This window comes from Azospirillum sp. OGB3 (genome assembly GCF_014192915.1).
Lineage (GTDB): Bacteria > Pseudomonadota > Alphaproteobacteria > Azospirillales > Azospirillaceae > Azospirillum.
The window spans coordinates 1-24002 of the sequence record NZ_JACHYN010000002.1 but is presented as its reverse complement, the minus strand read 5'-3'; the positions used below and the strand labels follow the sequence as shown (position 1 = coordinate 24002).

Genomic DNA, 24002 nt, shown 5'->3' with positions numbered 1-24002 from the left:
GCCGGAACGCCGAACGGCCAAAGAAAACGGGGCGCCCCCTTGCGGAGGCGCCCCGTTCTTCATCGGTGAACCGAAACGGACGGATCAGCGGCGCTGAACCATCAGCTTCTTGATCTCGGCGATGGCCTTGGCCGGGTTGAGGCCCTTCGGGCACGCCTTGGTGCAGTTCATGATGGTGTGGCAGCGGTAGAGGCGGAACGGGTCCTCGAGGTTGTCGAGGCGCTCGCCCGTCATCTCGTCGCGGCTGTCGACGATCCAGCGGTAAGCCTGGAGCAGGATCGACGGGCCGAGGTAGCGGTCGCCGTTCCACCAGTAGCTGGGGCAGGAGGTCGAGCAGCAGAAGCACAGGATGCACTCGTAGAGGCCGTCCAGCTTGGCGCGGTCCTCCGGCGACTGCAGGCGCTCGCGGCTCGGGGCCGGCGACTGAGACTGCAGCCACGGCTTGATCGAGGCGAGCTGGGCGTAGATGTGCTTCAGGTCGGGGACAAGATCCTTGACCACCGGCATGTGCGGCAGCGGGTAGATCTTGACGTCGCCCTTCACCTCTTCGATGGCCTTCAGGCAGGCCAGCGTGTTGGTGCCGTCGATGTTCATCGCGCAGGACCCGCAGATACCCTCGCGGCAGGAGCGCCGGAAGGTCAGGGTCGAGTCGATGTTGTTCTTGATGTAGATGATCGCGTCCAGGATCATCGGGCCGAACTTGTCGAGGTCGACGACGTAGGTGTCGACCCGCGGGTTCTGTCCGTCATCCGGCGACCAGCGGTAGATCTTGAAGGTCTTCGCCCGCTTGGCGCCGCTGGCGGCGTTGATGGTCTTGCCGACGCCGACCTTCGAATTGGCGGGCAGGTTGAATTCGACCATGGTTCGTATCCTTGCCTTGCTCTTGCCGCCTTAGTAGACGCGGGCCTTGGGCGGGAACACCTGGACCTCGTCGGTCAGGGTGTAGAGATGGACCGGGCGGTACCCGATCTTCGTCTCGCCCTTGTCCGACACCTCGATGACGGTGTGCTTCATCCAGTTCTCGTCGTCGCGGTCCGGATAGTCCTCGCGGGCGTGGGCGCCGCGGCTTTCCGGCCGGTTCTTCGCCGAGTGGAGCGTGGCGACCGCCTGGTACAGCAGGTTGTCCAGCTCGATGGCTTCGACGAGGTCGGAGTTCCAGACCAGCGAGCGGTCGCTGATCGCCATGTCGCTCTTCTTCGCGAAGGTCTGGTCGATGAGCTTGACGCCCTCCTCCAGCACCTCGCCGGTGCGGAAGACCGCGCAGTTGTTCTGCATGGTCCGCTGCATTTCCAGGCGAAGCTCCGACGACTTGATGGAGCCCTTGGCGTTGCGGATGCGGTCGAAGCGCTCCAGGGCGACGTCGGTCGCGGCGGCGGACGACGACACCGACTTGCCCTTCTCGACGATCTCGGCGGCGCGGATGGCCGCCGAACGGCCGAACACCACGAGGTCGAGCAGCGAGTTGGAACCCAGGCGGTTCGCGCCGTGCACCGACACGCAGGCCGCCTCGCCGATGGCCATCAGGCCGGGCACCACACGATCCGGGTCCTCGGCGGTCGGGTTGACGACCTCGCACCGGAAGTTGGTGGGGATGCCGCCCATGTTGTAGTGCACCGTCGGTAGAACCGGGATCGGCTCCTTGGTGACGTCGACGCCGGCGAAGATCTTGGCCGTCTCGGCGATGCCGGGCAGGCGCTGGTGGATGATCTCCGGCGGGAGATGCTCCAGGTGCAGGTGGATGTGGTCCTTGTGCTCACCGACGCCGCGGCCTTCGCGGATCTCAATGGTCATCGAGCGGGACACCACGTCGCGCGAGGCGAGGTCCTTGGCCGACGGCGCGTAACGCTCCATGAAGCGCTCGCCGTTGGAGTTGGTGAGGTAGCCGCCCTCGCCGCGCACGCCCTCGGTGATGAGGCAGCCGGAGCCGTAGATGCCGGTCGGGTGGAACTGCACGAACTCCATGTCCTGCAGCGGCAGGCCGGCGCGCAGCACCATGCCGCCGCCGTCCCCCGTGCAGGTGTGGGCCGAGGTGGCGGAGAAGTAGGCGCGGCCGTAGCCGCCCGTCGCCAGAACGACGAGCTGGGCGCGGAAGCGGTGGATGGTGCCGTCGTCGAGGTTCCAGGCCACCACGCCCTTGCAGACGCCGTCCTCCATGATGAGGTCCAGCGCGAAATACTCGACGAAGAACTCCGCCTCGTGCTTCAGCGACTGCTGGTAGAGGGTGTGCAGGATGGCGTGGCCGGTGCGGTCGGCGGCGGCGCAGGTGCGGTAGGCCTGCTGCTTGCCGTAATGGGCGGTCATGCCGCCGAAGGCGCGCTGGTAGATCTTGCCTTCCGGCGTGCGCGAGAAGGGCACGCCGTAGTGCTCCAGCTCGATGATCGCCGGAATGGCCTCGCGGCACATGTACTCGATGGCGTCCTGGTCGCCCAGCCAGTCCGACCCCTTGACGGTGTCGTACATGTGGAAGCGCCAGTCGTCCTCGCTCATGTTGCCGAGCGCCGCCGAGATGCCGCCCTGGGCGGCCACGGTGTGCGAGCGGGTCGGGAAGACCTTGGTGATGCACGCCGTCTTCAGGCCCTTCTCGGCCATGCCGAAGGTGGCGCGCAGGCCCGCACCGCCGGCACCGACGACGACGACGTCATAGGAATGATCGATAATATCGTAGGCGGCCATGGCTCGTCAGGCTCCGAACGAAATCTTGAGGACGGCGATGACGCAGGCGGCACCCAGCACGAAGCACAGGGCTTTCACGGCCAGGATGCTCAGGATCTTCGCCATCTCATTGTGCACGTAGTCCTCGATCACCACCTGCAGCCCGGCCTGGGCGTGGTGGAAGGTGACCACGGCGGTCAGCACCATCATCAGCGCCGAGAAGGGCGACTGCAGCCACGCGACGAAGGCCGCATGGTCGGCACCCAGATGGCGGATCACCCCGAAGACGAACCAGATGGTCAGCGGGACCAGGGCGATGGCGGTCACGCGCTGGTGCCACCAATGCTCGGTGCCGTGCTTGGCGGAGCCCAGGCCGCGCGCGATCTGCAGCGGCGAGCGGAGGGTCTTGCTGTTGGACGCCATGTCTTCTCTCCTCACCACACGGCCAGGCCGATGATCCAGGTCAGCACGGTCAGCACGGCCGCCGCGCCGATGACGATCTGGTTGCCGCGGTCGGCCTCGCTCAGCTCGAACGCCTTGCCGGCGTCCCACACCAGATGCCGGATGCCGTTGCACAGGTGATAGTAGAGCGCCAGCGACCAGCCGAACATCAGCAGCAGCCCGAAGAAGGAGCCGATGAAGTGCTGCGCGCGCTCGTACGCGGCGGGGCTGGTGGCGGCGGCGACCAGCCACCAAGTGAGCAGAAGGGTGCCCACGGCCAGCCCAACGCCCGTGATGCGGTGCGTGATGGACAGGAGCGCGGTCCTGGGGAGTTTGTAGACCTGCAGATGCGGAGAGAGCGGCCGACCGCTGCCGTTTGCCATTGCGTCGTCCTCAGTTCGGCGACCGGTCGCGGCAAGGAGGGCTGTTGCCGCGACGGCGGGTGATGCGAGACCGAAAGTTTTAAGCCCTGCTGTGTTTGGCGATTGAATTACGCCTCTACCGCACACGAGTCAACGGCAGGGACTTGGCCGTGGCCAAAATGGCGCACCGCGGGAAGTGCCTGAAAACTAACGGGCTTTGCTGCAGCTGGTATTACCAGGGCCGAAACGCGGTTTTGCCGTTCAGCCTATTACTTGTCGAAGCGGCGAACATTCTCCACCATCATCGAATACATCTGGGTAATCAGCTCCGCCGGACGCAGCCGGCCGAAGGGGATGTTCTCCTTGGCCCACTCCACCAGCCCCTCGGGCGGTCGGACCGGCGCGACCTCGTAACCGGCCTTCTTCAGCGCGTTCATCACCGAGCGGGCCTGCTTGGTGTAGTCCTCGTTGAAGAAGGACTTGTCCGCGTCCTTGATCGCTTTGGCGATGATGTCTTCGAGCGGAGTGGCCATGCCCCGGTGTGCCGGTCGCGGTCGTTCGTGATAGGGCGGACACGGTGTCACAACGCGGGCGCTGTTGCAATTCCATTGGGAACCGCATACCTCAAGCCCTCTTCGCACCGCATACCACAGGGATTAACCGCCATGGGCTACACAGTCGCGGTCGTCGGCGCCACCGGCAACGTCGGACGGGAAATGCTGGCCACCCTCGCCGACCGCCGGTTCCCGGCCGACGCGGTGATCGCCCTGGCCGCCGACAGCGCGGTCGGCAAGGAGGTGTCCTTCGGCGAGGACGCGGTGCTGAAGGTCGAGGACGTCGGCCGCTTCGACTTCAAGGGCGTGGACATCGCGCTGTTCGCCGCGGACGCCAAGGTCTCGGCGGCCCACGCGCCGCGCGCCGCCGCGGCGGGCGCCGTGGTGATCGACGTCAGCCCGCAGTTCCGCATGGACCCCGACGTCCCGCTGGTGGTCCCGGAGGTCAACGCCGACGCGCTCGCCGGCTACACGACGAAGAACATCGTCGCCAGCCCCGGCGGCACGGCCATCCTGCTGGCCATGGCGCTGAAGCCCCTGCACGAGCAGGCCACGATCAGCCGCGTCGTCGTCTCCACCTACCAGGCGGCCTCGGACGCCGGCAAGGAGGGCATGGACGAGTTGTTCGGCCAGACCCGCGCCATCTACGTCAACGACCCGGTGCAGAAGTCCGTCTTCTCCAAGCAGATCGCCTTCAACGTCATCCCCCACGTCGGCCCCTTCATGGAGGACGGCGCGACGCGGGACGAATGGGCGCTGAACGTCGAGACGAAGAAGGTTCTCGATCCCAAGATCAAGGTGAGCGCGACCTGCGTCCGTGTTCCCGTCTTCATCGGCCATTCCGCAGCCATCACCATCGAGTGCGTGGAGCCGCTGACCGCCGAGGAGGCCCGCCAGATCCTGCGCAAGACCCCAGGCATGCAGGTGATCGACCAGCAGGAGAACGACGGCTACATCACCCCGGTCGAGGTGGCCGGCGACGACCCGGTCTTCGTCAGCCGCGTCCGCGAGGACTACACGGTGGACAACGGCCTGTCCTTCTGGGCGTCCACCGACAATCTGCGCAAGGGCGCCGCGCTCAACGCCGTGCAGATCGCCGAGCTTCTGGTGAAGGAGTATCTCGACGCGTGATCCCGATCCGGTCCTCCCGCCCCGACGACGCTCCGGCCCTCTTTGCCGTCTGGCTCGCCGCGGTGCGCAGCACGCACGATTTCCTGGGAGAGGAGGACATCGGCTTCTACGCCGACCTCGTGCGCGACCAGTATCTTCCGGCGGCCGTGCTGCTGGTCGCGGTGGACGGTGACGACCGGCCGGTCGGTTTCCTGGGCATGAGCGGGCGCAAGATCGACACGCTGTTCGTCGACCCGGCGTGGCATGGCCGGGGGATCGGCCGCGCCCTGGTCGCCTCCGCGTTGGACAGCGGGCCGGGACTGACGGTCGACGTGAACGAGCAGAACAACGCCGCACGGGCCTTCTATCGGCGTCTCGGCTTCCGGGAGGTCGGGCGCTCCGCGCTGGACGACAGCGGCCGCCCGTTCCCCTTGCTGCATCTGGCCCTCGATGGCTCCGGCCAGGGCGGCCCGACCGGAGCCTGAGGGCTTACTTGACGAACAGCCGGTAGAGGGCGGAGTGGTCCAGCCCGCCGTCGCCCTGCTCGGCCAGCAGTTCGAACAGCTCCAGGCTGAGGCCCAGAGCGGGAAGCTGGATACCCGACTGCTCCGCCAGTTCCTCCGCCTGTTTCAGGTCCTTGATCTGGGTGACCACGCGGCCCCCCGGCGTGAAGTCGCCGGAGACCATGCGTTGGCCGTGCAACTCCAGGATGCGCGACTCGGCGAAGCCGCCGCGGATGGCGTCGCGGACCTTGCCCGGCTCCACCCCCGCCGCCTTGGCCAGCGCCAGCGCCTCGGCCACCGCGCCGATGCTCAGCGCGACGATCACCTGATTGGCCATCTTGGCGACCTGCCCGGCCCCGCTGTTGCCGACATGGGTGATGCGCTGGCCCATCGCCTGGAACAGCGGCAGGGCGCGGGCGAAGGCTTCCTCCGTGCCGCCGGCCATGATGGTCAGGGTGCCGGCCTCCGCCGCCACCGTGCCGCCCGACACCGGGGCGTCGACCCAGTCCGCGCCCTTGGCGCGGACCGCCTCGGCCAGCTTGCGGGTCGCCCCGACCGCCGTGGTGCCCATGTCGATGACGAGATGGCCGGGCCGCAGCGCGTCGATCAGGGATGCGGCCACCGCCTCCACCGCCACGGTGTCCGACAGCATCAGAACGATGGCGTCGGCACGGGCGGCGACCTCGGCGGGGTTGGCGGCCGGGCTCATGCCCTCGGCCGCCAGCTCCTCGACCGGGCCGGGGCTGCGGCTGCTGATCACCAGGGCAGCACCGGCCTTCGCCAGATTGCGGGCCATCGGCCGGCCCATCAGGCCCAGCCCGATGAAGCCGACCGTCCGCCTCGCCAGACCTGTCTGTCCGGTCATGTCCCGGTCCGTCACAGCCGTGTGTGGCGCGCCCGCGCGCCACGTTCGATGGCGGCGGCGCACAGCCGGTCCACGCCCAGCTTGTGCCGGATCAGTTCCAGCATGCGCAACTCCTCCTGCGAGGCCGCCGGGTCCGCCGCGGCGATGTCGCAGGCGAGCGCGTAGGCGGTCTCGGACAGCTTGGACGGAATGGCCTCCTTGACGATCTGGAGCGTCGTCTCCAGCCCGTCGGCGTCGGCCAGCAGGCCGGAGCATTCGCGGGTCACGTCGGTCAGCCGGTCGATGTCGAAATCCTTGAAGATCGGCAGGTAGCGGACGTTCTCGCCGATGGCCTCAAGCTCCGCGTCCGTCATGTCGCCGTCGCACGCCGACACCAGCACCATGACGTAGATGAGCGCGCTGTGATGGTTGATCATCGAAACTCCTGCGGAAAAAGGGCCCCGCCCAATCTTGCCCGCCCCCCGCGCGCCGTCAAGGGAGGGAGCGCCGTCAAGGGAGCTATGCCCGTGCCGGACGGGTGGGTCCCTCGACAGGGGACGGGTTGCCCCTTAAGGTCGGCCCCCATGTCGGTGGTCTTCAACGTGGCGCTCCCGGTCTTCGCCATCATCCTGGCGGGCGTCCTTTCCGGTAAGGCGAAGCTTCTCGGTCCCGCCTCGTCGGAGGCGCTGAACAAGTTCGTCTACTGGATGGCCCTGCCGCCGGTGCTGTTCCTCGGCACCGCCAAGCGCTCGCTGCCGGAGATCTTCAATGGGCCCTTCATCGGCGCCTTCCTCGGCTCGATGCTGGCGGTCTACGCGCTGGGCGCCCTGCTCGGCTGGCTGATCCACCGGGAGCGGACGCAGATCCGGTGCATGCAGGGGCTGAACGCCTGCTTCTCCAACACCGGCTACATGGGCATCCCCCTGTTCCTGGCGGCCTTCGGCCCGGACCGTCTGGCCCCGGCGATCCTCGCCACCGTCATCATGAGCGCGATCATGGTCGGCATCGCGGTGATCTGGCTGGAGTTCGCCAACAGCCAGGGCGGCGGCATCGGCAAGGCGCTGCGCGACGTCGGCCGGGCGCTGGTCAAGAACCCGCTGATCATCCCCACGGCCCTGGGGCTCGCTTGGTCGGTCTTCCTGTCCGGCGTGCCGGTGCCGCGCCCGATCGCCATCTACTGCGACCTGATGGGTGCCTCCGCCGGCCCCTGCGCCCTGTTCGCCATCGGCCTGTTCCTGGCGACCCAGAGCCTGAAGGCCAACCTGATGGAGGCCGGCTGGATCAGCGCCCTGAAACTGGTGGTGCAGCCGGCGCTGGCCTGGCTCCTCATCCGGACCCTGTTCCCGCTGGACCCCTTCTGGGCCGGGTCGGCCATCATCCTCGCCGGCCTGCCCACCGGCGCCCTGACCTTCGTGGTTGCCAGCCAGTACCGCGTCTATGTGGAGCGCACCTCCGCCGCGATCCTGATGTCCACCATCGCCAGCGTGGTCACCCTGTCCTTCCTGCTGGCCACCTACGCGCCGCCGCTCTGACCCCAGGGCCGACGCCCCCGTCCGCACACCTCCGCTGTTGCCAAGCCGCCGCTGCCCCTATAGTGTGCGCCGCGCATCAAGAGTTGAGCGGACGCTCAACGCCAACCTGCTTTCCCGAGCAAGGTGGCGTCCCGAAGGGGGATGTGGCCGGACCGGCAAACAAACGGGGTTCGCCATGACGTCTGTTCCGACCGATGCACCGACAGCGGAGCCGGACGAGTCATGCCCATCAAGATACCCAACGATCTTCCCGCTTTCACCGCCCTCCAGGCCGAGGGCGTCATGGTCATGCAGGAGGCCGACGCCATCCGGCAGGACATCCGGCCCCTGCGCTTCGGCCTGCTCAACCTGATGCCCGACAAGATCCGGACCGAGACACAGATCGCGCGCCTTCTCGGCAGCACGCCGCTCCAGGTCGAGCTGTCGCTGATCCGGATCACCAACCATGTGCCTCGCAACACCGCGGCGGACCATATGAGCGCCTTTTACCGGTCGTGGGAGGAGGCCCGCCGCGAAAAGTTCGACGGCTTCGTCATCACCGGCGCCCCGGTCGAGACGATGCCCTTCGAGGAGGTGTCCTATTGGGACGAACTGTGTTCGGTCTTCGACTGGACGCAGAGCCACGTCCACGCTTGCCTGAACATCTGCTGGGCGGCCCAGGCCGCTGTTCATCATTTCCACGGCGTGCCGAAGCATCTTCTGCCGCGCAAGGCGTCCGGCGTCTACCGGCACCGCAACCGCGCCCCCGCCTCCCCCTATCTCTGCGGCCTGTCCGACGGCGCCCTCATCCCGGTCTCGCGTTGGACCGAGGTGCGCGAGGAGGACATCCCCCCCGAAAGCGGGCTGCGCGTGCTCCTGGATTCCCCGGAGGCCGGCCCCTGCCTGCTGGAGGATTCCGCCCACCGCTCGCTGCACATGTTCAACCACATCGAGTACGACACGGACACGCTGCGCAACGAGTATGTCCGGGACGTCGCCAAGGACGCCGCCACGCCGGTCCCGCAGGGCTATTTCCCCGACGACGACCCGGGCCGCCCGCCCGAGAACCGGTGGCGGAGCCACGCCCATCTGCTGTTCGCGAACTGGATCAACCGGATCTACCAGACGACGCCCTTCGACCTTTCCCACATCGGCACGGCCGGCTAAGCCGCTGTCAAGGCGACCCGACCGTCCCGTCACCCTCCCCCACCGCCCGCACCGAGTCGTCCATCTGCAAGGCGAGCCAGAGCAGATGCGCCGCGGCGGACGGGCTGACGCGTGGCGGATGGGTGCCGCTCCCGCCGCCGTCCTCCCCCGCCAACGCCAGACCGTACAGGGCCGCCACCAGGTTGCCCTTGCCGCGGGGCGACAGGTGCCGGCCCCGGTCGGCCAGCCCCTGCTCGACAAGGGCGACCGCCTCGCTCAGCAACGCGAGGTCGAGCACCGGCCGGGTTGCGCCGGGCTCCGGCGAAGCGGGCGGAAGCGCACCGTCACCAGCCGCCGAATGGCCGGGCGATGCCCGCATGCTGCCCTGGCCTGTCAGCAGCCAGTTCATGTCGATGCCGAGCGCGGCGAGGTCCGCCAGGGTCTCCCCCTTCGGAAGCTTGCCGTTCAACTCGTAGGACTGCCACGTGTTCTCCCCGAGATGGAACCGGCGAGACATTGTTTTTTGTGTCTCACCAAGAAATTCGCGCACGGTTTTGAGCCGATCCCCAAGCTGCACCATGCCGGTTTCTCCCAAGCCTGGAGAGGAAGCCTCCATTTCCACGGTGAAATTGCTTCCCACGGCGCCCCGCTCGCGACGAGGCCGATCGTCGGTTGCACGCTTTCTCATGTTGCGACGATACGTATTATCGTGTAAAAAACGCTGGGATACGCGGTGCGCAGCACTTCTACGCATGGATACGACATGGCCATTCTCGGTGTGCGCTCCATTCATTCCGCCTTTGGTCCGGGCTCCGCGCGGCCGCTGGTCAGCGCCTGCACGCGACACTAGAAACCGTGTATCCCCGAAGGGCGTTCAGGTTCTGCACCGGTAGAGTAGCGAAGTCTCCTTCACCGCCCGCGGGAGCACGGCGGCCATCATGACTGTGGGACGCCAGTTTCTTCCGGACCGACGTCTTCGGAGGCGTCCTGAGAATCTCTCCGCATGGTCGCCCTTTGGCCGCCGACCAGTCCTTCAACTTATCGCAGAACATGTGGGCTTTTGCATTGCCCATCCGCACCGCCATGCGGCCGGGGGTGCGGACCATGTGAGGCATCGCCCCACTGTCACACAATGAACAATTTTGCCGCAACCGGTTCATTGCGTAATCGATAATTATCAACGAAGACGAACAGAAATAAAAGGACCTCCTTTGCTGATCGCGCGAGGAAACCGACCGCCAAGACAACAGAAAAGAGAAAAACACTGTGAATGACATCAGCGTCAGAACAAAAACCTTCGCTGTTTTTGCGTTTCTATCCCTGCTTCTCGCCGGAATCGGCGCCTTGGGAATCAACCGGCTGTCGGTGGTCAACGACAGCTCGACGGAAATCGCCACCTTCTGGATGCCGCGGGTCGTTCAGGTCAACACCGTGAACGACGCCGTGTCGGACTTCCGCATCCTGCAGAGCGTCCACATCCTCAGCGCCACCGAAACGGAGATGACCGCGGCGGAAAAGCGGATGGACGCTCTGGAAGCCAGCATCGCCAACGCCCGCCGGACCTACGAGGCGACGCTGCGCACCGCCGAAGGGCGCGGGCTGTTCGCCCAGTTCGAGCAGCAATGGGGGCAGTATCTCACCCTGCACCGCCAGATCATCGCCCTGTCGCGCCGCAGCGAGAACGCCGCCGCCAACGCCCTGTTCCGTGACGCGGCCGACAAGGGCTTCCAGGAGGTCGGACGGACGCTCGACGCCATGATCGACCACAACAACCGCGGGGCCTCCAAGGCGAGCGACGACGCCGACGTGATCTATGCCCAGTCCAGCACGATGCTGATCGTCGCGCTGGTTATCGGCATCGCCGTCTGCCTGGGCGGCGCGCTGATGATGATCCGCGGCGTCTCCGCGCCGATCGGCGCGATGACCGAGGCGATGCGCCGTCTGGCCGGCGGCGACAAGACGACGGCGATCCCCTTCGCCAGCCGCGGCGACGAGATCGGCGCCATGGCCACCGCGGTCCAGGTCTTCAAGGACGGGCTGATCGAGGCCGACCGGCTGGCCGCCGAGCAGGCCGCCGAGCAGGCCGCGAAGCTGCGGCGGACCGAGGCGGTCGAGCGGCTGATCGCCTCCTTCGAGGAGCAGGTCGCCGACGCCCTGCGCAACGTCGCCGCCGCCGCGACCGAGCTGGACACCACCGCCCAGAGCATGGCGGCCACCGCTCGCCAGACCAACGACCAGGCGGCCAACGCCGCCGCCGCCGCGGAGCAGACCAGCGCCAACGTGCAGACGGTCGCCAGCGCCGCGGAGGAGATGTCCAGCTCCATCGGAGAGATCGGCTCGCAGGTCACCCGCTCCACCGGCATCGCCGGCCAGGCGGTGCAGGAGGCCGGGCGCACCACCGACTCCGTGCGCGGGCTGGCCGATGCCGCGCACCGCATCGGCGCGGTGGTGCAGCTCATCACCAACATCGCCGGCCAGACCAACCTGCTGGCGCTCAACGCCACCATCGAGGCGGCCCGCGCCGGCGAGGCGGGCAAGGGCTTCGCCGTCGTGGCGTCGGAGGTGAAGCAGCTCGCCACCCAGACCGCCCGCGCGACGGACGAGATCGCCGCGCAGATCCAGGCGATCCAGGAAGCCACCGCCGGCTCCGTCGGCGCCATCGAGGGGATCGGCCGCACCATCGCGGCGATCAACGAGATCTCCACCTCCATCGCCGCCGCGATCGAGGAGCAGTCCGCCGCGACCAACGAGATCTCGCGCAACGTCCAGCAGGCGGCGATCGGCACGCGCGAGGTGTCCAGCAACATCGCCCAGGTGACCGAGGCCGCCGGCACCACCGGGGCCGCCGCCCATCAGGTGCTGGGTGCCGCCGGCGGGCTGGCCTCCCAGGCGGAGAACCTGCGCCGCGACGTGGAGAGCTTCCTGGCGGCGATCCGCGCCGCCTGAGGCCGCCCGCCGAGGCCCTGCCCGGTTCCTGCGGTGGCCTCACCAGCCCCGCAGGAACTCCGCGGTCGCCTCCACCGCCTCCTTGATGCCGACGCGGCGGACCTCCACCCCCTCGGGGAAGGCGCCGAACAGGCGGCTCGGCATCATCGGGTCGAGCAGGACGAACACCCCGGTGTCGTCGGCCCGCCGCACCAGCCGGCCGAAGGCCTGCTTCAGCCGCAGCCGCGCGATCATGTCCTCGTAGCGCCGCCGCCCGAAGGCGTCGCGCCGGGCGCGGTGCAGGATGTCGGGGCGCGGCCAGGGCACGCGGTCGAAGACGATCAGCCGCAAGCTGCGGCCCGGCACGTCCACCCCGTCGCGCACCGCGTCGGTGCCGAGCAGGCAGGCGTGCTCCTCCCCCCGGAAGATGTCGATCAGGGTCGCCACGTCCAGCGGGTCGACATGCTGGGCGTAGAGCGGGATGCCGGTGGCGTCCAGCGGCTCCACGATGCGGTCGTAGACGGCGCGCAGCCGACTGATCGCGGTGAACAGCCCCAAGCCCCCGCCCCCCGCCGCCTGGAACAGCGTGCGGTATGCCGAGGCCACCTGCCCCAGATCGTCCTTGCGCACGTCGGTGACCACCATCACCCGCGTGCGGTTGGGGTAGTCGAAGGGCGACGGCACCTGGGCGCGCAGCGCCGGCTTCGGCAGGTGGCTGGCGCCGCAGCGGTCCTCCGCCGCCTGCCAGTCCATGGCGGTGTCGCCGGTGCCGTCGGTCAGGGTGGCGGAGGTGACCACCATGCCGTGCGCCGGCCCGGCCAGCGCCTCCGCGAAGGGAACGGTCGGGTCGATCCAATGGCGGTAGAGCCCGACATCGACGTCGCGCCCGTCGATCCGCTCCACCGCGAACCAGTCCACGAACTGCGCCGGCGTCTCCAGCGGCAGAGTCTTCAGCATGGCCCGCCACGCCTCGACCGTCAGCACGCCGCGTCGGGTCAGGCTGCGGGCCATGGCGTCGATGCGCCGCCGCTGGTCGCCGTCCAGCTCCGCCGCCTCGTCCTCCAGCCGCGCGGCCAGCCGCTTGGCCAGCCCGTCCAGCGGCTCCGCCAGCCGGACCAGCGCCGTCTCCAGCGCCTCCGCGGCGTCGAGCAGCCCGTCCACCGGATAGGCCTTGTCGGCCTCCAGGCTGTAGGGGCCGCCCTGCCCCGCCGTGCGGGAATAGACCTGCCGGCGCGCGGCGAGCAGGAAGGCCTCGGTCGGCCCCTGCGGGTTGTCGGCGGACAGCCGCGCCGCCCAGCCCTCCGCCGGCAGGACGCGGGCGCCCAGCATCACGGCGTCCATCAGCTCCTGCGCCCGCTCGTCGCTGGCGACCAGATCCTCGATGCGGCGCTTCAGCCCGCGGGCGCGGCTGCGCCCGGTCTCCTCCGCCCCCAGCAGCCAGCGCCGCAGCTCCTGCGTCTCGCGCCCGGTCAGATGCCCGGCGAAGGCGCTGTCCGCCGCGTCGAAGACGTGGTGCCCCTCGTCGAAGACGTAGCGGGTGGGCAGCGTCGGCTCCTCGCCGCCGCCGAGCGCCGCCTGCACCATGACCAGCGCGTGGTTGGCGATCACCACGTCGGCCTTGCGGGCGCGGCGCACGCTCTTCTCGATGTAGCAGCGGGCGTAATGGTCGCAGGCGGAGTAGATGCACTCGCCCCGCCGGTCGGCGAGGCCCAGCGTCCGCCCGCGCCCGGCGATGTCGACCAGCCAGCCGGGGAAGTCGCCGCCGGTCAGGTCGCCGTCGCGCGTCGCCGCGGCCCAGCGCGCCATCAGCCCCACCCCGATGGCGTGGTGCGGCTGCATCGGCATGCCGCGGACGGCCTCCTCCAGGTTCAGAAGGCACAGGTAGTTTTCCCGGCCCTTGCGCAGCACGACCTTGCGCGCCTTGGTCGCCGGTTCGGGGTAGAGGCGGTCCAGCTCCGCGTCGATCTGGTGCTGGAGGTTGCGGGTGTAGGTGGAGATCCACACCGGGCCGCCGTTCTTCTCCGCCCACACGGTGGACGGCGCCAAGTAGCCCAACGTCTTGCCGACGCCCGTTCCGGCCTCCGCCAGAACGACGTTCGGCGTGTCGGGGGCGGAGCGCGGGGCGAAGGCGGCGGACACCGCGCTGGCGTAGTCGGCCTGCTGCGGGCGCGGCTCGGCCACCTTGCCGGGCACGCTGGCCGACAGCATCACCGACAGCCGGCGGCGCGCCTCGTCCGGCTCCACCGGGTGGTGGGCGGGCGGCGGCTCGGGCGGGCCGTCCTGCCACTCCTTGATGCGGGTCCAGACGCGCAGGCCGGCGCGGCCAGCGCCCTTCTCCGGCCCGTCCGGCTTGCCGAGCGCGGCCAGAACGGCGGGCGCCCACAACCAGCCGGCGCGCCCCATCTCCCAGGCGAAGGCCACGGGGTCGGACGCCTCCTCGCGCCCCGGCGCGCCCAGCAGGCCGAGCAGCTTGCGCACCGCCCGGTGCAGGGCCAGCGCGTCGTCCTCCAGCCCGTCGGGGATCGGCAGGTCCAGCGCCTCGGCCAGCCCGCGCGGGGTCGGCACGCAGAAGCGGGCGGGCAGGACGAAGGCGAACAGCTCCAGCAGGTCGAAGGCGGCGAAGGGTTCCGTCCCCAACCGCCGCGCCATCGCCCGCGCGTGGCAGACCAGCGGCGGCTGGCGGCGCGCCCGCTTGGCGGCGGCGGCGGGCGGCAAGTCCTCAACCTCCCCGTCGCCGGTCAGCAGGACCACGCGCCGCGCGCCGGCGACCAGGGCCGGCGCGTCATCGAGGCTGAAGGACGGGAGGGAGGGCGCCGAGGTCAGATCCATGGCGCGCAGTATAATGGCCCCCGTCGCCGCAATGCGAGCAAACCCGTGTTGACCGATCGGCCCGCCCCCTCGAAAGTGCTCCCCCCGTCCTTGAGCGTCGCAGAGGAGAGGTCGAGCGCATGCGGTTTCCGGTCCGGCGTCTGCTGAGACTCCTGATGGCCCTGGCCGTCGCCCTGGTGGCCTTCAGCGTCGGCTGGGCGGCGCTCTACCGCGTGGTGCCGGTGCCGGCCACGCCGCTGATGCTGATCCGCGCTGCGGGGGGCTCCGGGCTGGCGCACGACTGGGTGCCCATGTCGCACATTTCTCCCCACCTCGCCCGCGCGGTCATCGCGTCGGAGGACACGCTGTTCTGCGGCCATGGCGGCTTCGACTGGGCGGCCATCGAGGGGGCCTTCGAGGACAACGAGGAGGGGCGGCGACTGCGCGGCGGCAGCACGATCAGCCAGCAGACCGCCAAGAACGCCTTCCTCTGGCCGGACCGCAGCTGGACCCGCAAGGGCGCGGAGGCGTGGTTCACCCTGCTGATCGAGACGCTGTGGCCGAAGAGCCGCATCCTGGAGGTCTATCTGAACAGCGTGGAGTGGGACGACGGCGTCTACGGCGCCGAGGCCGCCGCCCGCCACCATTTCAAGAAGCCGGCATCGGCCCTGACCCGCCGCGAGGCCGCCCTGCTGGCCGTCGTCCTGCCCAACCCCCGCAACTGGTCCCCGAACCCGCCCGGCGCCTATGTGGCGCGGCGGGCCGGCGTTATCGAGCGGCGCATGGCGGTGGTGGAGCGGGACGGGCTGGCCGATTGCGCCCGTTAGATTTCAACAGGCGCGCTCAACCTGAAAACTTGTTTCTCGACCAGTATTGCATCCGGTGGTAGATTTCCTTGATTGCCATGCATGGTTCCGGCGCGGTCCGCCGCCCCGCCCCCTTCGTCGTTGGCAAGCCTCGGCAACGGGAGAGCCGCCTGATGAACGTCACGGAACCATCGGTGGGTGTGGCTCGGCAGCCGGCCCCCCTGTTCGCGACCGCGCCATCCGCTTCCAAGAGCGCCGCGGCGGCAAAGGATGCCGCCGGTGGCGCCTCCAGCGGTACGGGCGATGCGGCCGCCGTCGTCACGCTGTCGGAAGCGGCCCAGGCGTCCCTGGTGACCCAAACGGTGACCCAGACCGTGGGCAAGAAGGATTTCGCAACCGTCGCCAAGGACGCGCGGGCGGCCATCGACGCCAAATACGCGGAGCTGGCCGCGAACGGCAAGCCGATGGACTACATGCACGCCACCCAGGAAAGCTGGGACACCGTCTATGGCGGGCTCGACCGTCGCGCTCTCTTCGCCATCGCCAGCAACAGCGACGGCAGCTTTTCCAAGGACGAGCAGGACACCGCCCAATCCATCATGTCGCAGCAGCAGGGGCGGGCCATGATGGCCGCGGACCCGACGGGCAACGATCACGCGTCCCGCTACCGGGCCGGCGTCGCCTTCCTGGAGGGCGTCAGCGACGAGGAGAAGGCATCGGCCAACTGGGCGGTCCAGCGCGCCGCCAACCAGTTCGGGTACGAGCAGTCGATGCGGAGCAGCGGCCGGGAGCCGGACGATATCGACAGCGAGAGCCCGCTGGTCGCCATGATCAAGGGCGCCATGGACCGCCTCAAGGATAAGTCGCCGGAGGCCATCGCCACGGGCGGCTATGTCAAGGATCTGAAGGACATGCCCCTGTTCCGCGACGGCGTGCCGGCGGTCGCGGCCGGCGCCGGCCCAATGCCTCAGATCATGGCGCTCGACATCAAGGCGTGACCGGCGGACGGATCCTACGCCCCGCCCCCCGACATCCGAAGGCTGACCACCCCCGCGACGATCAGCAGAATCCCCGCCAGCTTCAGGAAATTCAGCGACTCGCCGAACACCCAGATGCCGATCGCCGCGATGGCCGCGGTGCCCACCGCGGACCAGATGGCGTAGGCCACGCCCACCTCGATCTCGCGCAGCGCCTGGGCCAGCATCGCGAAGGCCACCAGATAGCAGGCCACCACCGCCAGGCTGGGCCACAGGCGGGTCATGCCGTCGGACATCTTCATGGCGACGGTGCCCACGATCTCGAAGGCGATGGCGACGGACAGAAACAGCCAGCTCATGCGGGTCCTCGGCGGGTGATCCACATCCAGACATGCGCCCGAACCGTGAAACGGACAAGCGGCGCCCGTTGACGGACGGCGCGCTGCGCCCTAGGGTCGCTGCCTTTCTACACTTCCGTCGAGTTTTGAAGGGGCTCTACCATGACCGGCGAGCGGGAATTGGCGTTGCAGGCGAAGGCGTGGCCGTTCGAGGAGGCGCGCAAACTCGTCGCGCGCTTCGCGAAGGAGCCGCCGGCCAAAGGCTACGTCCTGTTCGAGACCGGCTACGGTCCGTCGGGCCTGCCGCACATCGGCACCTTCGGCGAGGTGGCGCGCACCACCATGGTCCGTCAGGCCTTCCAGCGGATGAGCGACATCCCGACCAAGCTCTTCTGCTTCTCCGACGACATGGACGGGCTGCGCAAGGTCCCGGACAACATCCCGAACAAGGAGATGGTGGCCGCCAACCTCGGCAAGCCGCTGACCCAGGTCCCCGACCCGTTCGGCACGCACGACAGCTTCGGCGCGCACAACAACGCGCGGCTGCGCGCCTTCCTCGACGGCTTCGGCTTCGAGTACGAGTTCCAGTCCTCCACCGACTGGTACAAGTCCGGCCGCTTCGACGAGGCGCTGCTCGGCGTGCTGCGGCACTATGACGAGATCATGGCCGTCATGCTGCCGACGCTGGGCGAGGAGCGCCAGCAGACCTACAGCCCGTTCCTGCCCGTCTCGCCCTCCACGGGGCGCGTGCTGCAGGTTCCGGTGCTGGAGCGCGACGTGGACGCCGGCACCATCGTCTTCCAGGATGAGGACGGCAAGAAGGTCGAGGTCCCGGTCACCGGCGGCCATGTGAAGCTCCAGTGGAAGCCCGACTGGGGCATGCGCTGGTACGCGCTGGGCGTCGATTACGAGATGTACGGCAAGGACCTGATCCCGTCGGCCGAGCTGGCCGGGAAAATCGTCAACATCCTCGGCGGCACCCCGCCGCAGGGCTTCAATTACGAGCTGTTCCTGGACGACAAGGGCCAGAAGATCTCCAAGTCCAAGGGCAACGGCCTGACCATGGAGGAGTGGCTGGCCTACGCCCCGCCGGAGAGCCTCGCCCTCTACATGTTCCAGAAGCCGAAGTCGGCCAAGCGCCTGTATTTCGACGTGATCCCGCGGGCGGTGGACGAGTATCTGGCCTTCGTCGCCAAGCTGCCGGTGGAGGAGCCGGCCAAGGCGCTGGAGAACCCGGCCTGGCACATCCACAACGGCACGGCCCCGGCGGTGCGCTCGGACGTGTCCTTCAACCTGCTGCTCAACCTCGCCGGGGCGGCCAACGCCGAGACCAAGGACGTCATGTGGGGCTTCATCAGCCGCTACGCGCCCGAGGCGACGCCGGAGAACAGCCCCTTCCTGGACAAGCTGGTCGGCTACGCCGTCCGCTACTACCAGGATCAGGTCAAGCCGACGAAGCGCTTCCGCGCCCCCACCGACGCCGAGCGCGCCGCGCTGGAGGACCTGCTGAAGCGGCTGGACGGCATCCCCGCCGACGCGGCGGGCGACGTCGTCCAGAACGAGGTCTTCGCGGTCGGCAAGGAGCACGGCTTCACCGAGCTGCGCGCGTGGTTCCAGGCGCTCTACGAGGTGCTGCTCGGCCAGACCACCGGCCCGCGCATGGGCTCCTTCATCCAGCTCTACGGCCTTGACGAGACCAAGGCCCTGATCCGCGAGAAGCTGGCCGCCTGAGCACCGTCTCCCTTTTCCCTCCCCCGCGCCGCCGGTTCGCCGCGGGGGAGGGCTTTCCCAGCGGACCGGCAGCCCCATGAACAATCCGCCCGACACACAAAACTGCCTTCAAGGAAGGCGGCGCCCAAGGGCATGCCCGAATGGACATGGCTCAACATCCGGTGAGACTTCACCCGTCATAGCTCCGATTACAAACAATATTCCAAATCTGATCGTTTGCGCTCCCATCATCCGCCCATCCGGCTCGAATGTGTGCAAACGGTCGAAATCCTGCCCACCCGCTGGGCAAACAACATTTTATTCCCGCATCGCCATGCGCACACCGCACCGCACCAATACCAACTTGGTATTACCATCCGCCAGGGTCTGGGCCTATGATCCGCCCCGTTACTGCTTTTGCAGTGCGTTTCCTCCCTAAACTCTTCAAGGCCGCGCCCCATCGGGGTTGCGGCCCTTTTTCTTTTCGAACTCCGCTTCCCGACGCTTCGATACCGAAACCCGACGGAAGGACCGGGGACGCAGAGCCTGGTTGCTTGCGCCGGGCGTCGATGACAAGTTCAGCTCCGTTAGCAGCCCGTTAACCGGCCCCTCGTTGGATATCCGGATGCAGCCACGTCAGGCCCCCCACTCCGATCAAGGGGACGACCGTCCCGGCGCGGCCCGCTCGGCGCCGCGGGAAATCCCTTCCGCGGACGACGGGGTGGACCCGGAACTGCTCGGCTATCTGTTCGACGATTCCCCTCCCGCTCCTCCTGCGCCGGAAACGGTCCGCCGCCGCCTCGGCGCGGCGCTGGTCGAATCGCGGCGGGCCGGCATGGGCGACGCCGGGGTTCGCGCGCTTCTGGCGCGCAAGCTGTGCCGGCTGCTGCCCGACCTGCCGCCGGACCGCCAGGACAAGGCCACCGCCGCCGCCCTGCGCACGCTGGAGCGGCTGGCCCGCGACCACGCGACCCATGTGAGGATGGCGCTGGCCGGGGCGCTGAAGGACGTCGCCTGCGCCCCGGCCGCCGTGGCGCGCACGCTGGCCCGCGACGTGGAACGCTCGGTGGCGGAGCCGATCCTGCATTGCTGCGCCACCCTGACCGACGAGGATTTGCTGGAGATCGTCGCCGCCCACCCCGCCGGCTGGGCGCTGTCGGCCATCGCGCGGCGGCCGGCCGTCAGCGCGCCGCTGTCCTGCGCCATTGTCGACACGGGCGACGCGGAGGCCACGGGCGTCCTGCTGGACAACGACGGCGCGGTCATCCCGGACGACCGGCTGGAGGATCTGGTGGAACAGTCCGGCGGCCATCCGGACTGGCAGGCCAAGCTGGCCGGCCGCCCCGCCCTGCCGCAACGGCTGGCCCTGCGGCTGGCGGAGTTCGTCGACGACTCGGTGGCCGACCTTCTGCGCCGCCGCACCGATCTGGACACGGTCACCGCGGCGGAGGTCGCCGCCGTCACCCGGCGACGCGTCGCCTGGTTCGAAGGGCGGGATCCCGCCGAATCACCGGGACGCCGCGCCGTCCGCCTGCACCGCCAGGGCGCGTTGGATGAGACGGCGCTCGGCGACGCCCTGTCCTGGGACGAAACGGATTTCATCCGCGCCGCCCTGGCCCTGCGCGCCGCCGTCCATCCGGGGATCGTGGACGACATCCTGCGCTCCGGCGACCCACGCGCCGTCACCGCGTTGGTCTGGCGGGCGGGCTATTCGATGCGCTGCGCCATGCGGGTGCAGATCCGCGCCGCAGGCATCCCGCCGCGCGCCGTGCTGAACGCCCGCCAGGGCACCGACTACCCGATGCCCGCGGCGGACATGACCCGTCACCTCGCGCTCTACGGCGTCCGCTCCTGACGCCGCGGAGCAAGCGCCGCCGAGGTCTCCGTTACTGAATTTCCAGCGGCCGGCGGGCCGGCGCACGCCCCGTGTCGGGAGCCAGCGTCGGATCGTTCTGGTACAGCGGGCGCGACGGGTCGGTGTCGATCAGCTGCGGCGGGGTGACGATCTCCTCGCCCGACCCGGAATCGAACTGGATCACCGCCATCTGCCGCACCGTCTCGCACAGGGCGCGCTTGCGCAGGGTCGCCGGGTCGCTCGGCCCATCGAAGGCAACGAGGGGCACCACGATGCCGCTGCGCTCCCCCGGCGGGACGGAGGTGTACACATAGTTTGACACGGGCCGGCAATAGAGCACATCGGTGGCCGACGGGGCATCCGCCGCCGTGGTCGCCGAAGCAGCCGCCGGACCGGTCGCCGCGGTGCCGGGCGCCGCCGTGTTCAACGGGGCCTTGGCCAGAGCGGCCTCATAGTCTGCGACGGTTTGTCCCAAGGCCGCGCCGCCGCTTCCCAGCGCCAGCGTCACGGTCAGGCAAAATGCCGGTGCAAAGCGAATCATGGTTCTTCCCCCCATGCCGAACGGCCATGAAAACCTATCCAAAGAATAGTGCGCCGCACCCGCAACGCCAAATTCCTGTTTGCCGTTCCGGCCATTCGCCGTAATCGATTGCACAGTTCCGTGCCCCGTGCTTGCGGTCACGCTTGCCCTCGGGCCGGAATCGCGCTAGGAACCGCCCTCGAAATCTCAGGGCGCTGGACCCCTAGGACGCTACACTCAATCGGTTCTGTCCTCCGCTGAATGGGGGACGCTCACGCTTAGGGAAACGCTCCATGGCTCGCAAGAAGATTGCGCTCGTCGGCGCCGGCCAGATTGGCGGTACGCTGGCTCTGCTCGCTGCCCAGAAGGAACTCGGCGACGTCGTCCTGTTCGACATCGCCGAAGGCATGCCGGAGGGCAAGGCCCTCGACCTGGCTGAGACCTCGCCGGTCGAAGGCTTCAACGCCAAGCTCAGCGGCGGCAACGACTATTCGGTCATCGAAGGCGCCGACGTGGTGATCGTCACCGCCGGCGTGCCGCGCAAGCCGGGCATGAGCCGCGACGACCTGATCGGCATCAACACCGGCGTCTGCCAGACCGTCGGCGAGAACATCAAGAAGTACGCCCCGAACGCCTTCGTCATCGTCATCACGAACCCGCTGGACGTGATGGTGTGGGTGCTCCAGCAGGCCTCCGGCCTCCCGCCGGAGCGCGTCGTCGGCATGGCCGGCGTGCTCGACTCGGCCCGCTTCCGCTACTTCCTGGCCGACGAGTTCAAGGTGTCGGTCGAGGACGTCACCGCCTTCGTGCTGGGCGGCCACGGCGACACCATGGTCCCGCTCGTCCGCTACTCGACCGTCGCCGGCATCCCGCTGCCGGACCTGGTCAAGATGGGCTGGACCACGCAGGAGAAGCTGGACGCCATCGTGCAGCGCACCCGCGACGGCGGCGCCGAGATCGTCAAGCTGCTGAAGACCGGCTCGGCCTTCTACGCCCCGGCCGCCTCCGCCATCCAGATGGCCGAGTCCTACCTGAAGGACCAGAAGCGCGTCGTTCCGGTCGCCGCCTACCTGACCGGCCAGTACGGCCAGAACGACCTCTACGTCGGCGTCCCGACGATCATCGGCGCCGGCGGCGTCGAGAAGATCATCGAGATCGATCTCTCCGCGGAAGAGAAGAAGATGTTCGATCACTCGGTCGACGCTGTGAAGCAGCTCGTCGAGGTGGTCAAGAAGCAGCAGGCTGAGAAGGCCGCCTCCTAAGGCGGCCTGTTTTTTGCCTGCGCGGCGGCCTGCGGCCCTGTCGCGCCGGGGCGGACGGTTGAACCGTCCGCGCCCGGTGGTACAGTGACCGCGGACGTTCGCGCCAGCCGGCGTAAGGCTTCCCGAAGGACTCGTTCCCCCGAAGACTTGCGCCCTGGCGCGTCCGCCAGCAGGAAACGCCTGCCCGATCTTCGCCCATCGTCAGCCGACCACACTCTGTCAGCCGACCATAAAAACAGATGGACGCCCGATGAACATCCATGAGTATCAGGCCAAAGGCCTGCTGAAGAAGTACGGCGTCGCGGTGCCCCGCGGCGGCGTCGCCTACACCCCGCAGGAAGCCGAGACCGTCGCCCGCGAGCTGGGCGGCCCGGTGTGGGTCGTGAAGTCGCAGATCCACGCGGGCGGCCGCGGCGCCGGCCGCTTCAAGGACAACCCCGAGGGCAAGGGCGGCGTCCGCGTCGTCAAGTCCATCGAGGAGGTCGGCAAGAACGCCGGCGAGATGCTGAACCACGTGCTGGTCACCAAGCAGACCGGTGCGGACGGCCGCGAGGTTAAGCGCCTCTACGTCGAGGAAGGCGCCGACATCAAGCGCGAGCTGTATCTCGGCCTGCTGACCGACCGCGCCTCGGGCCGCGTCACCATCATCGCCTCGACCGAGGGCGGCATGGAGATCGAGGAGGTCGCCCACAACACGCCGGAGAAGATCGTCAAGGTCGCCATCGACCCGGCCACCGGCATCCAGGGCTACCACACCCGCAAGGTCGCCTTCGCGCTGGGCCTCGAGGGCAAGCAGGTCTCCGCCGCCGCCAAGTTCATCCAGGCCGCCTATCAGGCCTTCGTGGACCTGGACTGCGCGATCGTCGAGATCAACCCGCTGATCGTCACCGGCTCGGGCGACATCCTGGCGCTCGACGCCAAGATGAGCTTCGACGACAACGCCCTGTTCCGTCACAAGGACGTCGAGGAGCTGCGCGACGAGGCCGAGGAAGACCCGGCCGAGATCGAGGCCGCCAAGCACAGCCTCAACTACGTCAAGCTGGACGGCAACATCGGCTGCATGGTCAACGGCGCCGGCCTGGCGATGGCGACCATGGACATCATCAAGCTGTACGGCGGCGAGCCGGCCAACTTCCTCGATGTCGGCGGCGGCGCCACCAAGGAGCGCGTCACCGCGGCCTTCAAGCTGATCCTCTCCGACCCGAACGTCGAGGGCATCCTGGTCAACATCTTCGGCGGCATCATGCGCTGCGACGTCATCGCCGAAGGCGTGGTCGCGGCCGCCCGCGAGGTGCACCTGCACGTTCCGCTGGTCGTGCGTCTGGAAGGCACGAACGTCGAGCTGGGCAAGAAGATCCTTGCCGAGTCCGGTCTGCCGATCCTGTCGGCCGACAACCTCGCCGACGCCGCCGAGAAGGTGGTCAAGGCCGTGAAGGAGGCCGCGTAAGATGGCTGTTCTCGTCGATAAGAACACGAAGGTGATCTGCCAGGGCTTCACCGGAGCCCAGGGCACCTTCCATTCCGAGCAGGCGATCGCCTACGGCACCAGGATGGTCGGCGGCGTCACCCCGGGCAAGGGCGGCACCAAGCACCTCGACCTGCCGGTCTTCGACACGGTGGCCGACGCGGTCGAGAAGACCGGCGCCAACGCCAGCGTCATCTACGTGCCGCCGCCGTT

General features: G+C 68.6%; 22 protein-coding genes, 1 pseudogene and 1 riboswitch. Of the genes and pseudogenes, 12 read left to right on the top strand and 11 right to left on the bottom strand.

Going from position 1 to position 24002, the window contains the following annotated elements; genetic code table 11:
• Positions 1-84: 84 nt before the first annotated feature.
• The 5 genes from FHW79_RS03945 to FHW79_RS03925 form a co-directional block, all read right to left on the bottom strand.
• A complete protein-coding gene (locus FHW79_RS03945; RefSeq protein WP_014241601.1) occupies positions 85-861 on the bottom strand; it encodes a succinate dehydrogenase iron-sulfur subunit in 777 nt (258 codons plus the stop codon).
• 30 nt (positions 862-891) lie between these two features.
• Positions 892-2673: a succinate dehydrogenase flavoprotein subunit gene (sdhA, locus tag FHW79_RS03940; protein WP_035675802.1), complete on the bottom strand. Its 1782-nt coding sequence runs from the start codon at positions 2671-2673 to the stop codon at positions 892-894.
• A gap of 6 nt (positions 2674-2679) precedes the next feature.
• A complete protein-coding gene (gene sdhD / locus FHW79_RS03935) occupies positions 2680-3075 on the bottom strand; it encodes a succinate dehydrogenase, hydrophobic membrane anchor protein (RefSeq protein ID WP_035675804.1) in 396 nt (131 codons plus the stop codon).
• An 11-nt stretch (positions 3076-3086) separates the two neighbouring features.
• Positions 3087-3476: a succinate dehydrogenase, cytochrome b556 subunit gene (gene sdhC / locus FHW79_RS03930; protein WP_014241603.1), complete on the bottom strand. Its 390-nt coding sequence runs from the start codon at positions 3474-3476 to the stop codon at positions 3087-3089.
• 248 nt (positions 3477-3724) lie between these two features.
• The gene (locus FHW79_RS03925; RefSeq protein WP_014241604.1) at positions 3725-3988 is read right to left on the bottom strand and encodes a hypothetical protein; all 264 of its coding nucleotides are present in this window, start codon (positions 3986-3988) and stop codon (positions 3725-3727) included.
• Between the two features lie 132 nt (positions 3989-4120).
• On the opposite strand from FHW79_RS03925, the gene FHW79_RS03920 reads away from it, so the two are divergent.
• Together FHW79_RS03920 and FHW79_RS03915 are read left to right on the top strand one after the other, a co-directional pair.
• Positions 4121-5140, top strand: coding sequence for an aspartate-semialdehyde dehydrogenase (locus FHW79_RS03920; protein ID WP_183177755.1), 1020 nt, complete (start codon positions 4121-4123; stop codon positions 5138-5140).
• Complete coding sequence (locus tag FHW79_RS03915) at positions 5137-5604, top strand: acetyltransferase (protein WP_183177754.1); 468 nt, start codon at positions 5137-5139, stop codon at positions 5602-5604. Before FHW79_RS03920 ends, FHW79_RS03915 begins: the two co-directional genes overlap by 4 nt.
• Positions 5605-5608: 4 nt before the next feature.
• Here the strand turns inward: FHW79_RS03915 and FHW79_RS03910 are convergent, their stop codons facing one another.
• Complete coding sequence (locus FHW79_RS03910; protein WP_247884173.1) at positions 5609-6487, bottom strand: NAD(P)-dependent oxidoreductase; 879 nt, start codon at positions 6485-6487, stop codon at positions 5609-5611.
• Between the two features lie 11 nt (positions 6488-6498).
• On the bottom strand, positions 6499-6903 hold the full coding sequence (locus tag FHW79_RS32500; protein WP_038529588.1) for a tellurite resistance TerB family protein: 405 nt from the start codon (positions 6901-6903) through the stop codon (positions 6499-6501).
• Between the two features lie 147 nt (positions 6904-7050).
• On the opposite strand from FHW79_RS32500, the gene FHW79_RS03905 reads away from it, so the two are divergent.
• Positions 7051-7998, top strand: coding sequence for an AEC family transporter (locus FHW79_RS03905; RefSeq protein ID WP_183177752.1), 948 nt, complete (start codon positions 7051-7053; stop codon positions 7996-7998).
• Between the two features lie 68 nt (positions 7999-8066).
• Positions 8067-8171: riboswitch (SAM-I-IV-variant riboswitch) on the top strand.
• Between the two features lie 49 nt (positions 8172-8220).
• Entirely contained in the window at positions 8221-9144 is a 924-nt protein-coding gene (gene metA, locus FHW79_RS03900; protein ID WP_183177751.1) for a homoserine O-succinyltransferase, read from the top strand.
• 7 nt (positions 9145-9151) lie between these two features.
• Here metA and FHW79_RS03895 read toward each other — a convergent pair whose 3' ends face one another.
• The gene (locus tag FHW79_RS03895; protein ID WP_247884172.1) at positions 9152-9640 is read right to left on the bottom strand and encodes a hypothetical protein; all 489 of its coding nucleotides are present in this window, start codon (positions 9638-9640) and stop codon (positions 9152-9154) included.
• A gap of 749 nt (positions 9641-10389) precedes the next feature.
• Here FHW79_RS03895 and FHW79_RS33490 point away from each other — a divergent pair.
• The gene (locus FHW79_RS33490) at positions 10390-12069 is read left to right on the top strand and encodes a methyl-accepting chemotaxis protein (RefSeq protein WP_183177749.1); all 1680 of its coding nucleotides are present in this window, start codon (positions 10390-10392) and stop codon (positions 12067-12069) included.
• Between the two features lie 39 nt (positions 12070-12108).
• Here FHW79_RS33490 and FHW79_RS03885 read toward each other — a convergent pair whose 3' ends face one another.
• Entirely contained in the window at positions 12109-14877 is a 2769-nt protein-coding gene (locus tag FHW79_RS03885; protein ID WP_183177748.1) for an ATP-dependent DNA helicase, read from the bottom strand.
• A 119-nt stretch (positions 14878-14996) separates the two neighbouring features.
• Here FHW79_RS03885 and mtgA point away from each other — a divergent pair, with 119 nt between their 5' ends.
• Both mtgA and FHW79_RS03875 read left to right on the top strand, forming a co-directional pair.
• On the top strand, positions 14997-15683 hold the full coding sequence (gene mtgA, locus FHW79_RS03880; protein ID WP_183177747.1) for a monofunctional biosynthetic peptidoglycan transglycosylase: 687 nt from the start codon (positions 14997-14999) through the stop codon (positions 15681-15683).
• 152 nt (positions 15684-15835) lie between these two features.
• The gene (locus FHW79_RS03875) at positions 15836-16660 is read left to right on the top strand and encodes a hypothetical protein (RefSeq protein WP_183177746.1); all 825 of its coding nucleotides are present in this window, start codon (positions 15836-15838) and stop codon (positions 16658-16660) included.
• Positions 16661-16674: 14 nt separating this feature from the next.
• Here the strand turns inward: FHW79_RS03875 and FHW79_RS03870 are convergent, their stop codons facing one another.
• Positions 16675-16998 (bottom strand): multidrug efflux SMR transporter, encoded by a 324-nt coding sequence (locus FHW79_RS03870; RefSeq protein ID WP_038529606.1) that lies wholly within the window; start codon positions 16996-16998, stop codon positions 16675-16677.
• A gap of 141 nt (positions 16999-17139) precedes the next feature.
• On the opposite strand from FHW79_RS03870, the gene FHW79_RS03865 reads away from it, so the two are divergent.
• Both FHW79_RS03865 and FHW79_RS03860 read left to right on the top strand, forming a co-directional pair.
• A complete protein-coding gene (locus FHW79_RS03865; protein WP_183177745.1) occupies positions 17140-18708 on the top strand; it encodes a lysine--tRNA ligase in 1569 nt (522 codons plus the stop codon).
• Between the two features lie 604 nt (positions 18709-19312).
• Complete coding sequence (locus FHW79_RS03860) at positions 19313-20542, top strand: DUF2336 domain-containing protein (RefSeq protein WP_183177744.1); 1230 nt, start codon at positions 19313-19315, stop codon at positions 20540-20542.
• Between the two features lie 31 nt (positions 20543-20573).
• Here FHW79_RS03860 and FHW79_RS03855 read toward each other — a convergent pair whose 3' ends face one another.
• Positions 20574-21083 carry a hypothetical protein gene (locus tag FHW79_RS03855; RefSeq protein WP_183177743.1) on the bottom strand — a complete coding sequence of 170 codons (510 nt, stop codon included), beginning with the start codon at positions 21081-21083 and terminating at the stop codon, positions 20574-20576.
• Positions 21084-21355: 272 nt separating this feature from the next.
• Here FHW79_RS03855 and mdh point away from each other — a divergent pair, with 272 nt between their 5' ends.
• From mdh to FHW79_RS03840, 3 genes and pseudogenes are all read left to right on the top strand, one after another.
• The gene (gene mdh, locus FHW79_RS03850; RefSeq protein WP_014241628.1) at positions 21356-22324 is read left to right on the top strand and encodes a malate dehydrogenase; all 969 of its coding nucleotides are present in this window, start codon (positions 21356-21358) and stop codon (positions 22322-22324) included.
• A gap of 250 nt (positions 22325-22574) precedes the next feature.
• Positions 22575-23771, top strand: coding sequence for an ADP-forming succinate--CoA ligase subunit beta (gene sucC / locus FHW79_RS03845; protein ID WP_183177742.1), 1197 nt, complete (start codon positions 22575-22577; stop codon positions 23769-23771).
• Between the two features lies 1 nt (position 23772).
• Positions 23773-24002, top strand: a pseudogene (locus FHW79_RS03840) (succinate--CoA ligase subunit alpha); the annotation flags it as partial.